This window comes from Thiohalorhabdus sp. Cl-TMA (assembly GCF_041821045.1).
Classification (GTDB): domain Bacteria; phylum Pseudomonadota; class Gammaproteobacteria; order Thiohalorhabdales; family Thiohalorhabdaceae; genus Thiohalorhabdus; species Thiohalorhabdus methylotropha.
This window is the reverse complement of record NZ_JBGUAW010000001.1, coordinates 326,367-340,264: the sequence shown is the minus strand read 5'-3', so window position 1 is coordinate 340,264 and position 13,898 is coordinate 326,367. Positions and strand designations below refer to the sequence as shown.

The window sequence follows — 13,898 nt, the reverse complement described above, 5'->3', positions numbered from 1 at the left end:
TCACAAATGGCAAATCGCACAACTATCTATTTCATCTGGATTTTTAACTTGGTACCTTTCCTCTAAGTTTTCAATTTGGCCTAGAGAGCGATCCTGGTTCCAAGTAAAATGCTTTCCTGATTCTATTTTTTCGTATTTTTTAGCCTTCTCAAATAACTCAGGATGGTTTTCCTGTAATCCCTGCCATTCCCCTAATTGCTGGTAGAAGCAGAAGTAACAACCAGACCTTGAACGCCATTCGTAATAATCGGGCAGGCCCACTCCGTTAGCTTCTAGGACGCTCTTGATATCCGCAATACCTAGCTCATCATCCTTAAACGGATAGACGGGGACGATATTGTTTTTATCCGATATCTTTGGAGGCTTTTGGTCCTTTCCCAGATACCCTTCCCGATCCTCGTCCCCCCTGATCCCGATGTAACTGAAGGCCCTGTCCTCGCCGATATAATCCTCAAAAGGCTTAATCTTCAGAACGCGGGTACACCAACGGGCCCCGGGATTGGGCAGATAGCCCCCGTAATATTCATTGAGCCAAATATCGAAGGGATTACGGCCCGGCTTTTTCTTCATGCCCAGGAGGTCCAAGGCATTCAGGCGCACGATCTCCTGACCCAAGATCGCTTCTAGGCGGTCCAGGTATTCATAGGTTTCCGGAAGCTCCACCCCCGTATCACAAAAGACATATTCTGCAGGGAGCTGCGGATATTCTTGAGCCAGGTAAATTGCTAGGGCCGCCGAATCCTTGCCGCCGCTGATATTCACAATGTGGCGGAAGCTTCCGTCTTCTATGGTTTCTAAGGCCTCATTAAGAGTCGCCATTTTCCGGCTCCGATTTGCGCACCTGGTTTCGCAGGAAGCGTTCGGTTTCTTCGGGGCCGAGCAGGCGAGTCAGGCGGTCAACCAGGGTGCTTACCCGGTCCTCCACCAAACCGGCCAAGGCGTCGGCCCCTTCCGTGTTCGGGTCCACCTGTCCTACGGCGGAAAGGGCTGCATCTTCCGCCTTGCGGGCCGCCCGCTCGAAATCCCGTTCGAAGGTATGTCGCGTGCTGTCATCCCACCGCTTTAGGGGTTTCCCGAGCAGGCCTTGCGATAGAGCATTCAAAAGGAGCTCGTCGCTTTTGTAACTGCGGGCCATCTGCGTAATCAAGGCCTTTACCGACGCGTCCTTAATCTCGTCGACGACAAATTTCGGAAAAGCATTGGCCCACTCATTGGCCACCACGGACAGGGGCAGGTCGGTTTCCTTGCCGGGGGCAATTACCTTGCGCATGGATTCGCCGGCCATTTTCCCCAGGTAGAGATGGACGCTTTCCAGCTCTTCCTTTACGTCCCGCAATCCAGCCAAGGCCTCATTCGGCGTTTCCTCCGAAACCCCGAGGATTTTTGGGATTTCACTGAAGAGAAGGCGGACGGGATCCAATTCCGCCTGGATGGCCTTCTGGAAGGCGCGAGCCTCTTTGCTCAATTGGCTGGAATAGTAGGCCGCCACCGGAAGGTCCAACTTCCACGCCTGGAAGGCCTCGAAGCAAGTCCGTATCAGGTCGTCGACCCGATCCTCTTCGGCCAAATCTTCGCCAGTAAAAATTTCGTAGAAGCCAAGCAAATATTGGGTCTTGGCCTCGTCGATGCCCAACACCTGGAGCCGATACCGCTCTGGGCTGCGGAATATCGTCTCGACTTCCGAGGGGAGGATGTCCTCCACATACACCCCATCCCGGAGCAGGGATATGGCATTGGGGAAGGCCTTGAAGGCCGCTGCTAAGAAGACCGGGAACAGGCCATTGCGAACGCCATAGGGAGGCTGTTTTAGGCGGGTAAACAGGTCTTCAAAGGCCTTGGGGTAATCCTCCGGTTCAGTGAAGAACGCCTCGAATTCCTGCCAAACCTTGGTTAGGCCCGGGTCCTGTAGCTCATCCGCGCGCGCAAAACGGTTCGTTTCCCCATCCGGCCCATAGAGACCGGTCTGGGCCAGCACGGTTCGATACATGGAGACATCAGGCGTCTTGCCCTGCAGGCCTAGATCCTCCGTTCCGGCCCGCTCCAGGATGCCCAGGACCAACTTCTTCCGGGCATTGATGATGATCCGAGAAGGCTTTTTGCGGACGATCAGCTCATTATTGATGCGCGGCGTATCCGGGTAGGTCTCCCGCATGATCCCGGAAAGGGTCTTGCGGAGCTTCTTGGCGTTACCTATCGCGACCTCTCTACCCCGGTGGTACCACGTCGGTCCCTCGGCGCCGGGATAAAGCAGGCGGTGGGCCATCCGCTTCAGATGCGCGCGGGCGTCGTCGGCCATCTGGCGAAGCTCGGGAAGGATCAGCGGGTCCGCTCCCACCAGCTCGCTGTCATGCTGCATATGGGTAAGGCACCAAACCTCCAAGGCCGCTTCTGTTAGGGGCAGGGCCTCCGAAGGGAAAGCGAACACCAGGCGGGAGTTCGTCTCCTGGCCCTTCAGGAGCTGTTCCGCTTCGCTCAGCTCCTTTGGCGACTCCACCAGCAGATACAGGACCTTGCCGTCCGTATCGAGCGGCAGGGCCACTGGATGCGCCTCGGTATCCAGGTAGGGGGTAATGGTGTCGAGGGTGTGGAATTCCCCAGTGAAGTAGCGCCGGATCCGGTAATCGTCGTTGTACTCCACTGGGCGCCAGGCCGGGGCGGGAAGCTCTTCCTCCAGGAAGGCGCGGAGATCGAACTGCGCCCGTTTGGCGGCCTTTTCTTCTTCGAGCTTGCCGCGCAGGTCGGCATCCGTTCCATGCCACACGGAGACGGAATCGCTATGACGCCGGTGCAGGAGCAGCTTTTGCTCGATTAGGGCGTTGATGGCCTCTTCGGCCTCCAATTCCTCGTTCCGATACCCCCCAACGGCGGTTACCAGGAGCGGATGATTGGCCCGGGCCCGCTCACCGCTCGCGCCCAAGCCGAGCAGGCAAGTGGTCTTAAGGGCATCCCGCGTCAGGTCACTGTCCCCCACCTTGGCGAGGGCGCTCTCCGTTTCCAGCCATTGCCGGTAGGTCCCGCCCACACCGGTGTCGGCCCGCATGGCCTCCGAGAAGTAGTCGTACAGATCGGCTGGCGTGATTGGGCCATCCAACCGGGTTTGGTAGAGGAACCCGAACAAGGTGCGCTCGTTCTGGGCCACCCGCCCGGCGACTCGGGGGAGAAGCTCCAGGGTGAGCGGCTCCAAGGGATAAGCATCGGCTAGGAGAGCCGCCAACTCTCCTTGCGAGAACTCCTTGAACCGGCCTAGCTCCTGTAGCTTCCGGGCCGCCTCGGGAAAATCCGATTCGGGCGGTGTATCGAAGGGGCGCTGTTCCGTTGCGATCTGGGCGATCAGCCGATAGATCTCCTTGCTGTCATCCAGATACTGGATGCTCTGGAAGCGGCCTTCGATCTTGGTCCATTCCTTCCGCACGCCTTGAGGGATTTCCGAGGCGTAGTGAAGGAGACCCTGGTGCAGGAAGAGCCCCAGGGTAACGGGGGGGTCTTGGGTCCGGGCGGCGTATTCCGCGAGCACCTGGATATCCACCAGGTCGGCGGCTTTGCCTTCGGCCACCAAGGAATCCACATGCCGCCCGAACTCATCCCACAGGATGGCGATACGGTCGTAGCCCTTCTCGACCCCCTCTTCCTGGAGCCATCTCAGGATGGCCACCGCCTCGTCCATGGTGCCCACCTGCTCCTTCTCCAACTTGCGGGCCTCCCGGCCGAGCTTCACCCGGCGCATGGCGGCGAGGGCGGCTTCCTTTAGGGCTTCCGGCAGGGAAGGGCAATAGCCGTGGAGGGCGAGAACCAAGCCGCCCGCTTGGTCCTCGCTGCGGGCCTGTGCAAATTCGCCCAGGCCCCCATCCACATCAGCCAGCCGGGCGCTGATGTTGTTAAGAACCGGCCGGGCCTCTTTGCGGTTCTCGATGAGGTGCAAGGCATAGGCAGCCGTCAGCGACTTCCCGGAGCCATACGGGGCAATAACGAAGTAAGCCCGATCTGCTTCCTGGCCCAGCACGGCCCGGAGCAGGGAGACGCATTTGCTCGTGGGGTAGAAGTGGGCGATGCGCTCAGGGGCGTCCGCATCGTAGGGGAGGTTGATGGAGCGCAGGAACGCCTCGCGGCCTTCCGGATTGTCCGAGGGCCAAAGGGAGTCTTGGTTAGGCGGCATCTTCGGTTCCCTCTTCCATCCGGTCGTAGTAACGAGCAAGCCATTCCAGGGGCGTCCGCCGGGTAATTCGTACGGCCCGTTCTCCGGCAAGGCCGCTAATCTGGATTTCTCCCCCTCCGGACTCCCGCTCGGCCTCTAAGATCGTGTCGAACAAGCCTTCCGGGGTAAGCACGAAGACCCGCCCAGGTCCCCCTGTATTGCCTTGGGCATCATCGAGGCGGATATCGATGCGTCCTTCGCCCTCTTGGGCGTCCGGAAACGCGGCGGCCAAGGTGTAGCCGAGGAGCTCGAAGGGGACGGGCTTGGTCTCCCGATTGAGCTCGTAGTGGCCGGAGGAGCGGTAGTGGCGTAGCAGGTCCAGGTCGACGAAGGGGCAATGCGGCTCTTCTTCAGGGTCTTCCTGCCGGGGCGGGATTCCCTGGGCATAGGAATGCAGGAGACAGGTAAGGTCCCGTTCCAGGGTGTTCAGGCTGGCCTGCCTCACCTGGCGGAGCTGGAGGAATTGGCGCAGATTTTCCAGGCAGGCACTGCGCTCGAACCGCGAAAGGTTGAAGAAGTTAAAAAACCAGAACCAGGAGCCAGCCTCGGTACCGTTGACCAGGTTGGCGTGCAAGGCCCAAAGGGACCCCGGTTCGAGGAAATAAGGGTCCCGCTCGCGGATTAGCTCGGCTAGTTCGGTTGGATGCATCAGGCGGGGGCCAGAGCCGGAGGGCTTGGGGCCAAACTCGGCTAAGTCAGTCACTTGCAGCCAGTGACGAATGGATTTGGCCATGTTCTGGCCGACACCAAGTTCATCGGCCGCATTGGGACCGACCAAACCCTCCGGGTCTTCAAACAGGAGCTCAAGGCCTTTATGAAGCCAGCCCTCCCGAATTGGAAAGGTTTCATGGCCACTAAAACGCATCTTCAACTCCCTTTGGCTTAGGCCCCGAACCGGAGAAAGGCCCGCAGACGCTCTACGATCTCTGCAACCTGGTCGACCGCCCGATCCACTTCATCCGCGGTATTCAGCTCCGAGAAGCTGAACCGCACCGAGGCATAGGCCTCCTCTTCGGGAAGGCCCATGGCACGAAGGACATAAGAAGGCTCCGGACGGCTGTTTGTACAAGCGGAGCTTTGCGAACAGAGGATGCCGCTTTGGTCCAAGCGGGCCATTAAGGCCTGGCCCTCTACCCCCCGAAAGAGCAGATTGGAGGTGTTGGGAACCCGCTGTTCAGGGGCACCATTCACCTCCACCTCGGGGACTTCTTGAAGGACCCCCTTTTCAAAGCGGTCCCGGAGCCGGGACATTTTCTCGCAAATGTCCGCCAAACGCTGCCCCCGCATTGCGGCAGCCTGTCCAAAGCCGACAATGCCCGGGAGGTTCTCCGTACCGGGCCGCCGGCCGGATTCTTGCCCTCCACCATAGAACAAATTGAGAACCTCTGCACCCGGATGCGCAACTAAAGTACCGACTCCTTGGGGACCGTGTAGCTTGTGGGCGGTAAAGGTTAGATAGTCGGGGGCCACCTGGTCCCAAGCCATGGGGCCCTTGCCGATTGCCTGGGCGCCATCCGTATGAAAAGGCACGCCCTGTTCTCGGCAAAATTGGGCGATCTCCTCGACGGGCTGGAACACCCCCGTCTCGTTATTTACCCATTGCACCGAGACCACCGCGGTATCCGGGGTTACAAGTCCCTTCAGCCCTTCCAGGTCAACTTGTCCATCAGGCCTAACCGGGACATAGCACACCTCCATCCCCTTGGCCTGTTCAAGATGGCGGACCATGGCCAGGACGGAGGAGTGCTCAATGGGGGTGGTAACCAATCGCTTGCGGTCCGGGTGCTGGGCGACGGCGGACAAAATGGCCCAGTTGTTCGCCTCCGTCCCGCTTCCGGAAAAGTAGAGATTTTCCGGCCTAGCCCCTGCCAGGGTGGCTACTTGCTCGCGGGCATTGTTCAAAAGGCGCTTTCCACGTCCACCTAAGGAATGGGCGCTGGAGGGATTTCCGAACTCCGCGCCCATGGCCGTTAACATGGCCTCACGGACTTCCGGCAAGGGCGGCGTTGAGGCATTGTTATCGAGGTAGATTTCTTCGAATTCAGCCTGACTCATAATTCGCCTCAAGCCCGCGTATCAAGGACAAGCGGTTAATTAACTCACCGAAACTGGGCAGGGGCTCACCGCCAAGAACCTAGTTTGGGTGACTCCCACCATCTAACAGGTTTTCCACAGGATTTTGTATCCTGTCTCCACAGGACCTCAAGATTTTGGGGTATACCGCCCCTTGCCGCATACGGTGCACCCTGTTTTTCACAGGTTCAACCTCCCCCAGAAACCTCTCGATAAGGGCCCTGACGATGACGGTTCAACGTGAACGGGCAGCAAAATTCCGCGGAGAAGTTTCCCGACCAGCGCGGCTCGTGTTGGAGACCGGCCTACTCAGGGAAGGAGACCGGTTTTTCGATTACGGGTGTGGGCGCGGGGTGGATGTCCACTGGATCTCCAAGCTGGGCTTCTCAGCCCATGGCTGGGATCCGGCCTACGCCCCGGATGAAGCATTTATCGAAGCCGAAATCGTCAATCTGGGCTTCGTCATCAATGTCATAGAAGACCCGGATGAGCGAAGGGAAACCCTCCGTTCGGCTTGGGAATTAACGCAGCGCGCCTTGGTGGTGGCGGTGCGGCTTCACTCCGAGAAGGGGGAGGAGAATTGGGAGCCCTATCGCGACGGTTGGCTTACGGCTTGGAAGACGTTCCAGAAACTATTCAGCCAGCAAGAGCTGAAGGATTTCGTCGAATCCACCCTGGGGGTGCAGCCGGTCTCCCTGGCTCCCGGAATCGTTCTGGCATTTCCCGATCCCGCCGACCGGCAGCAATTCCTGCAGGAGGGCCGCTCCCACCGCCTGGCCGGGCAACTTGCTCCCCGCCGCAGTGACGAGCTATTCGAGAAATACCAGACGGAACTAGAGTCCTTAACCCGCTTCCTCGAAGCCCATGGAAGGCTCCCGGAACCAGACGAGTTCTCCACCGGAGCTCAGATCCTTGAAGAGCTAGGCAGTATAAAAAAGGCTGCCGGGATTATCCGGCGGGTAGCGGGCGACGAGGCGTGGGAGGAGGCCAGGGAAGCTCGGACCCAGGACCTGTTAGTGCACTTGGGTTTGGAACGGCTTTCCGGCTTGCCCAAATTCTCCGATCTGCCCGTCGCCCTTCAGCGGGATATCAAGGCCTTCTTCGGGAGCTACAAAAAAGCCCAGGAGGAAGCCGAAAAACTCTTATTCAAAGCGGGGAGCACCGAAGAGGTGGCCAAGGCCTGTAAGGAGGCCCAATGCGGCAAGCTCACCCCCGAAGCCTTGTATCTCCATAAAAGCGCCGTGGAAACCCTGCCTCCGGTGCTCCGAATCTATGAAGGGTGCGCCCGGGTGCTGCTTGGTGACATCGAGGCCGAATATCTAATCAAGCTAAACCGAACTAAGCCCAAGATCTCCTACCTCCTTTATCCGGAGTTCGAACAAGACCCTCATCCGGCCCTAAAGGAATCCTGGGTGGTTTCCCTCCATGAGCTTTCGGAAAAGCACTATAGCTTTGAGGAGCGGGAGAATCCGCCCATCCTCCACCGCAAGGAAACTTTTATTCCGGAGAGCCACCCTTTTTGGGAGAAGTTCGCCCGGCTCACAAGGCAGGAGGAGAAGTGGGACCTGTTTGATGAGCCCCAAGCCATCGGAACCCGAAATGGCTGGGCTGCAAAATTGGAAGAGAAGGGAGCGCAGCTCCGAGGGCACCGTTTGGTGCGGCAGTGAGCATTTTTTTTACCCATCGGAGCCCGCCTCGTAGACAATATCGAACTGCTTCACCTTATAGCTCTTGGTGATCACCATCAGATGGATGTCCGTGCGGCCGTTGTCCCAGTCCACCTTGTAGCCCTCGCCGCTGCTGGTCCTTTTCGTCGGCTCGCCGTACTTGCGGCTCAGGGCGTCGCGGACTTTTTCGGTCTTCTTCAGGCCCTCGCTGAAGGTCATCTCGCCCTGCGGGATCAGCTCCAGCACCACGCGCTCCAGCCGGCCGTCCCGGAAGTAGAAATGGCCCCTATAGGGATCCCCGGCGATCTGAACGCGGGGGATGCGTACCAGCTCCTCGCCGCCTTCCGGGCCCTTCTTGGCGCGCTGGTCGGGGCTCGTACGCTGGGCTTCGGGGAAGAAGCGGAGGATTTCCTCCGGGCTCATGCCGGTGTAGGCATCCTCCCAGAGCGGTATTCCCGCCGGGGCCGCCGTGGCAGGCAGCGCTACCAGGAGGGCGGCTAACAGAATCAGGGTCCGCATCACGGCAATCTCCATACTGAACCGGTGCGCATGGGCCAACGGATCGGATTCCGGAGACATCCAAGCGCAATCTTGCGGTACGAGTCTAGTGGGGGGCCCGGTCCCCGTCCATGCCTGGGCCCGCCCGGCGCGATGGTTGCGCCGTTGCACGGCGTTCATGTTGGACTGAAGGTTTCCCAGCCTGGCCCCGGAACGGGCCGGCCGGGGGCTTGTATTCACCACCGGCACGGAGGGAGCGCATCCCATGGCGGAAGAGGGCTCGGAGGACATTCGCCGCATTCTCTACGAGATCGCGGCCGAGCGCGGGGGCGGCAAGACCATCGACGCCCTGCGGGATGGCTACGCCGAGCTACTGGAGGAGATCCTGGAGGCGGCGCAGGACGATATCGGCCGCAGCGCCGCCGCCTCGGCCCTGCATTCAGCCATGGTGCGGGCCGGGCTGGACGAATAGGCCGGCGAGGAAGGACCGGCTTAGAGGGAGAAGCGGGGAAACGGCAGGCGCTCAGGGCTCCTCGCAATACTGGCAGAAGGCCTGCGCGGCCTCGGAGAAGTCCTTGCCGTAGAATTTGCGGTCCTTCTCCTTCACGTAGGCCCGGCTTTTCCGGCAGAAAGCCGACCACCCCTCCCGCTCCTTCTGTATCTTTCCCGCCCGGGTACCGTTTATGTACATCTCGTGGACGGTTTCGCCTTTCAGAGGGGAAGTACAGGTCCAACCCCGCGCCGGCCCCGCCAGGCATAACGGTAGAACGGCGACCAAGAAAACAAGCCGCATCGGCATAGCTTGCCCCTTTTGCCTACGAACCCCCCTCAACGAAAATATACCCGCATCCACTCCCGGGCAACACCCTCAAGTCGTTGATCAGTTTTACTTTTCCCTATTTTTCTTTTGCCCCCGAGCGCCGCACCAGTGCGCAGAGCGTCTCTACATACCTGTAATGCAGCCCTTGGAACCGCCCTTCATTGCCTCTCCCCCAGCGGATCACCCTTCCCGACCCTCTCCCGTACCCGGTAGCCCACCGGATAGACGGCCTCGCGCGGGTATGGCCCATTGGTATAAAGGGTTTATATTCACCTTGAAAGACAATGCGCTATCCCCATCTTCCCGAATGCGCAATAAACCAGTAACCGCCCCGGGAGGTTCCCCATGGCCGGAGCGAGCGAGTCGTATCACGAGCCACTGGATCGGCTGTCCGAGCACACCATGAACATGCATCGGGCCCTGGTCTCTCTCCAGGAAGAGCTGGAGGCCGTGGACTGGTATCAGCAGCGTGCCGACGGCACGCCGGATCAGGCGCTGAAGGAGATCCTGCTGCACAACATGCGGGAGGAGATCGAGCACGCGTCCATGGTTCTGGAATGGCTGCGGCGCAGCAGCCCCGATTTCGACGCCCAGCTGCGCGACTATCTGTTCACCGAAGGGCCCATTACCGAACTGGAAGAAGAGGCCAACGGCGGCGGGGAGGATTCCGGCGACGAGGATGGCCCCGACGAGCGCCAATCCACCATCGGTCCTCTGAAAGGAGAGTGAGCCGTGAGCTACCTGAATCGAGCGCAGGCCGCGTTGCCGCAAGAGCTGTGGGGCCAGATCGATGAAACCGCCCGCAGCGCCGCCCGGGACCGGCTAACCGGCCGCCGCTTCCTGGACCTGGACGGCCCCTACGGACTCGGCCTGACCTCCATCGAGGTGGGAACGGACGATTACTGCCGCACGCCGGGGAAGGGCGAGGCCGGGGCGGTAATGAGCCACGCCATCTCCGTGCCCATGCTGCGCAAGACCTGCCAGCTTTCGGTGCGGCGGATCCAGGCGTACATGGACATGGGCCAGCTCCTGGACCTTTCCCCGGTGGAGGACGCCGCCGAGGCGGTGGCCGACCGCGAAGAGGAGTTCATCTACTACGGCCAGCCGGACTTCCATCTCTACGGCCTGATGAACGCCCCGGAACGCCACGAGGGCAAGCTCAGCGACTGGTCCCAGAGCGACCAGGCCCTGAACGACGTGCTCGCCGCGGTGGAAAAGCTGGAGGAATCCGGCTATCACGGGCCCTACGCGCTGGTGGCCGGCCACACCTACTACAACAACCTGTTCCGCCGCTACGAGAACACCGACATGCTCCAGCTCCAGCACCTGAACAACCTGTGCGAGCTGGGCGTCTACAAGGCCCCGGTGGAGGGTGTGGCCGTGGTGGACTCCCATGTGGGCCGCCTGGTGCAGGGCCAGGACCTCATGGTGGGCTACGAGTCCAACGACGGCATCCACTACCACCTGTTCGTCAACGAGAGCATCGTGCTCCAGCTCCAGGAGCCCCAGGCGGTGTGCACCATGACCGACTGAGGGGCGCTCCGTAGGCTCGACGGGCGCGGCCGTCCCGCCGGGACGGCCGTTTTCCGTCCCAGCGGCGAAATCCGCCGCCCTTCCCGCCCGCGCACCCCCGTTCGCTCCCAAAAACTTCCTGCCATTTTTCAATTACATGCCTTCTCCTCCGCGTGCCGGATTTGATCCCGAACAGGTGGAGGGACACGCACCGTTGTCAGGCCCCGGGAACAGCGCCAACTTGTCTGAATGTCCCCGGGCTTCGCCATGCCCGGCATCGAAAGGGGGGTAACATGATCGGGAAACGCGTGCTCGCGGCGCTGACGCTGGTGCTGCCGGTGGCCTCCGCCGCGGACAACGAGGAAGGTATCGGAGCGCATATGGACGCCAATTCGGTAACGGCCGAAACCCCTACCAAATGCATCCGGGACGGCGATTCCTGGACCTATTCGGTAACCGGATTCTTCGCCGGCGGCTTCCGGGTCTGTCCCCTATCCGGGAAGCTGCGCTATGCCGCCTCTTCCAGCGCCCGCGTGGTGCCGGAGAGCCCGGAGGTGCTCGCCCTGTCCTACGACCTGGACCTGGCGGGCGGGGGCCGGCCCTTCCCGGACCGGGGCGTGATCTACCTCCACCAGCACCGCGACGGCACCCTGGTGGAGCACGGCACCGAGGCCGACGGCTGGATCGAAAGGGGACCCGTCCAATACCTGCCCGGAACCCTGTCCACCGGCTTCCGCAGCGAGCGGGATTTCACCTACGTCAACGGGGCCGCGGAGCGCGGCGTCATCAATGTCGCCGCCTTCCGGGAGATCGAGACCCCTGCCGGGGAATACAGGGGCTTCAAGGTGGAGGACCGCCACAGACGCACGGAGCCGGACGGCGCCTATTCCAAGGTCAATGACACGGGCTGGTTCGTGCCGGAGCTGGGCTTTTTCGCCCGGGGCACGGTCACCATCCGAAGCTACGACGCCCAGGGCCGATTCCAGCACTTCCAGCTGCACGGGTTCCAGCTGGAGCGCACCACCGTCACCGAGTGATCGGCGTAGGGGAGGGGGGACGGACCCGCACCCGCCCTCCTCCCCGTTTATTTCGACCACCGCCTAGCCGTCGATGGCGTGGGCCTTGAGGTCCGCGAGCCGTACCACCTCCAGGGCGTTCTCCTCCGTGGACGCCAGGCGGACGGGCGGGGCCTGTCCCGCCTCCAGGGCTTCCTGCCAGCGCGCGGCGCACAGACACCAGCGGTCACCCGGCTCCAGGCCCGGGAAGCCGAACTCCGGGACGGGCGTGGCTAGGTCATTGCCCCGGGCGGCGGTGTACTCGAGAAAATCCTGGGTCACCTCGGCGCATACGGAATGGTTGCCGAGATCCTGAATGCCGGTATCACAGCGGCCGGTCCGGTAGAAGCCCGCCGGCGGATCGATCCCGCAGGGCTCCAGCTCGCCGCCCAGCACGTTCCGCGCTTTCTGTTCGCTCATGTCTCCCTCTCGGCTCTGCAATTTTCTCCGGCCGTTGCCGGAGCCACTTGATTCGAGTCTAGTCGGGCAGGCACATGCCCTTCAATCCGGCCGGACACGCCCGGCGCGCTAGCGGCGGGCCGGACCCGATTCCTTGTGGATTGGTTATGATGGCATTTATGTTCTTCGGCGCCGCCGCCGGGCGGACCGCCCCTTCTCAACCCAGCGTAACGGAACCGACCCATGTCCGAGGGCCCCATCGGACCCATCCTCTTCGCCCGCGGCGCGGACGCGGAAAGCACCGCCTTCTCGGCCCTGCTGGTGCTGCCGGAGGATAGCCCCGCACCGCCCCTGCACCCCGAGGGCGGGGAGGCGGTACCCCCCGAGCAGATCCACCACTGCGTTGGCGTCCGGGCGTGGCGCTATGATTTCCGCCTCCCGGCGCGCCGGAGGGCCACCTATGCGCTGGAAGGGCGGAGCTACGAGGTGGCCACCGACCTCACCGGCGACCTGCGCATCGCCTACGTCTCCTGCAACGGCAAGGAGGACGGGGACATGGACCGTCCCGCCGCGGAGCGCAACGCGCTGTGGCGGATCCTGCGCGAGGAGCACGACGCCGACCCGTTCCAGCTCATGCTCCACGGCGGCGACCAGCTCTACGCCGACGAGGTCATGGACGCGCACCCCGATCTGCACGCCTGGCACCGCAGCGACCAGGAGGAGCAGGAGCGGGGCCGGTTCACCCGCGACATGGCGGATTCGGCCGCGCGCTTCTTCCTGGCGCGCTACCGGGATGTCTACACCGCCGAGGACACCGCCTACCTGGTGGCCCGGGTGCCCTCCATGATGATGTGGGACGACCACGACATCATAGACGGCTGGGGCAGCCATCCCCGCTGGTACCACGACAACGACGTGGCCCAGGGCGTCTTCCGGACCGCCCGGACCTTCTTCCGGCTCTTCCAACAGGGAGAAGGGCCGGCCACCCTGCCGGCGGAGTCCGACGCGGAGAACCACCCCTCCCTGACCTGCTGGTGGCGTTTTCCGGGTCTCGGGGTGATCGCCCCGGACCTGCGCTCCCAGCGCCTGCCCAACCGGGTGATGGACGAGGACGGCTGGGGCCTCTTCGAGCAGGGCCTCGCGGAGCTCGCCGGCGAACCCCGAGTACTGGTGCTGTCCAGCGTCCCCGGACTCGGCCCGCGTCTGTCCTACGTGGAGCGCTTCCTCCACCTCATTCCCGGGGCGCAGAAATACGAGGACGACCTCCGCGACCAGTGGCAGAGCCCCGCCCACCGGGCGGAATGGTGCCGATTCCTGGAGGCCCTGGAGGAACAGGGCAAGCGTCCCGGCCACCGCCTCACCCTGCTGTCCGGCGAGATCCACCTGGCCACCCGGGGCGTGCTCCTGACCGAGCCCGAGCCCATCCACCAGCTGGTGTCCTCCGGCATCGCCCACCCCCCGCCGCCGACCCTGTACGCCCGCGCCCTGGGCGCCCTGGCCAGGCTGGGCGAGGACCCCCTGCCGGGCCGGCCCATCCGCATGTACCCCCTGCCCGGACGCAAGGGCATCTACACCAACGAGCGCAATTTCCTGGTGCTGACCCGCAGGAACGGGAAGTGGACCGCTTATTGGGAGACCGAGGGGGGAGGTCCCACCGGGCCGTTGGCGATCTGACCCTTGGA

The 13,898-nt window shown here is 62.2% G+C and carries 13 protein-coding genes; 6 read left to right on the top strand and 7 right to left on the bottom strand.

From position 1 onward, the window contains the following. From ACERLL_RS01550 to ACERLL_RS01535, 4 genes are read right to left on the bottom strand one after another with little or no spacing between them, the layout of a single operon-like run. On the bottom strand, positions 1-819 hold the full coding sequence (locus tag ACERLL_RS01550; protein WP_373654296.1) for a phosphoadenosine phosphosulfate reductase family protein: 819 nt from the start codon (positions 817-819) through the stop codon (positions 1-3). Then, positions 806-4,153: a hypothetical protein gene (locus ACERLL_RS01545; protein ID WP_373654295.1), complete on the bottom strand. Its 3,348-nt coding sequence runs from the start codon at positions 4,151-4,153 to the stop codon at positions 806-808. The genes ACERLL_RS01550 and ACERLL_RS01545 overlap by 14 nt, the downstream gene beginning before the upstream one ends. After that, positions 4,143-5,057 (bottom strand): DUF4007 family protein, encoded by a 915-nt coding sequence (locus ACERLL_RS01540; protein WP_373654294.1) that lies wholly within the window; start codon positions 5,055-5,057, stop codon positions 4,143-4,145. The genes ACERLL_RS01545 and ACERLL_RS01540 overlap by 11 nt, the downstream gene beginning before the upstream one ends. A 17-nt stretch (positions 5,058-5,074) precedes the next feature. Next, positions 5,075-6,247 carry a cysteine desulfurase family protein gene (locus ACERLL_RS01535; protein ID WP_373654293.1) on the bottom strand — a complete coding sequence of 391 codons (1,173 nt, stop codon included), beginning with the start codon at positions 6,245-6,247 and terminating at the stop codon, positions 5,075-5,077. 245 nt (positions 6,248-6,492) lie between these two features. Here ACERLL_RS01535 and ACERLL_RS01530 point away from each other — a divergent pair, with 245 nt between their 5' ends. Then, complete coding sequence (locus tag ACERLL_RS01530; protein ID WP_373654292.1) at positions 6,493-7,932, top strand: DNA phosphorothioation-associated putative methyltransferase; 1,440 nt, start codon at positions 6,493-6,495, stop codon at positions 7,930-7,932. A 9-nt stretch (positions 7,933-7,941) separates the two neighbouring features. On the opposite strand, the gene ACERLL_RS01525 is transcribed toward ACERLL_RS01530, so the two are convergent. Next, a complete protein-coding gene (locus ACERLL_RS01525; RefSeq protein ID WP_373654291.1) occupies positions 7,942-8,451 on the bottom strand; it encodes a hypothetical protein in 510 nt (169 codons plus the stop codon). Positions 8,452-8,695: 244 nt separating this feature from the next. Here ACERLL_RS01525 and ACERLL_RS01520 point away from each other — a divergent pair, with 244 nt between their 5' ends. After that, on the top strand, positions 8,696-8,902 hold the full coding sequence (locus ACERLL_RS01520; RefSeq protein ID WP_373654290.1) for a hypothetical protein: 207 nt from the start codon (positions 8,696-8,698) through the stop codon (positions 8,900-8,902). 51 nt (positions 8,903-8,953) lie between these two features. On the opposite strand, the gene ACERLL_RS01515 is transcribed toward ACERLL_RS01520, so the two are convergent. Beyond that, entirely contained in the window at positions 8,954-9,121 is a 168-nt protein-coding gene (locus ACERLL_RS01515) for a hypothetical protein (protein ID WP_373654289.1), read from the bottom strand. Between the two features lie 474 nt (positions 9,122-9,595). Between ACERLL_RS01515 and ACERLL_RS01510 the strand changes: the two genes are divergently transcribed. From ACERLL_RS01510 to ACERLL_RS01500, 3 genes are all read left to right on the top strand, one after another. Continuing rightward, positions 9,596-9,979, top strand: a complete 384-nt coding sequence (locus ACERLL_RS01510) for an encapsulin-associated ferritin-like protein (protein WP_373654288.1) — start codon at positions 9,596-9,598, stop codon at positions 9,977-9,979. A 3-nt stretch (positions 9,980-9,982) separates the two neighbouring features. After that, a complete protein-coding gene (locus ACERLL_RS01505) occupies positions 9,983-10,783 on the top strand; it encodes a family 1 encapsulin nanocompartment shell protein (RefSeq protein WP_373654287.1) in 801 nt (266 codons plus the stop codon). Positions 10,784-11,055: 272 nt separating this feature from the next. Beyond that, positions 11,056-11,799 carry a hypothetical protein gene (locus ACERLL_RS01500; RefSeq protein ID WP_373654286.1) on the top strand — a complete coding sequence of 248 codons (744 nt, stop codon included), beginning with the start codon at positions 11,056-11,058 and terminating at the stop codon, positions 11,797-11,799. Between the two features lie 63 nt (positions 11,800-11,862). On the opposite strand, the gene ACERLL_RS01495 is transcribed toward ACERLL_RS01500, so the two are convergent. Next, positions 11,863-12,237: a DUF2237 family protein gene (locus ACERLL_RS01495; protein WP_373654285.1), complete on the bottom strand. Its 375-nt coding sequence runs from the start codon at positions 12,235-12,237 to the stop codon at positions 11,863-11,865. A 222-nt stretch (positions 12,238-12,459) separates the two neighbouring features. Here ACERLL_RS01495 and ACERLL_RS01490 point away from each other — a divergent pair, with 222 nt between their 5' ends. Continuing rightward, positions 12,460-13,890: an alkaline phosphatase D family protein gene (locus ACERLL_RS01490; protein WP_373654284.1), complete on the top strand. Its 1,431-nt coding sequence runs from the start codon at positions 12,460-12,462 to the stop codon at positions 13,888-13,890. The last annotated feature ends 8 nt before the right edge of the window (positions 13,891-13,898 follow it).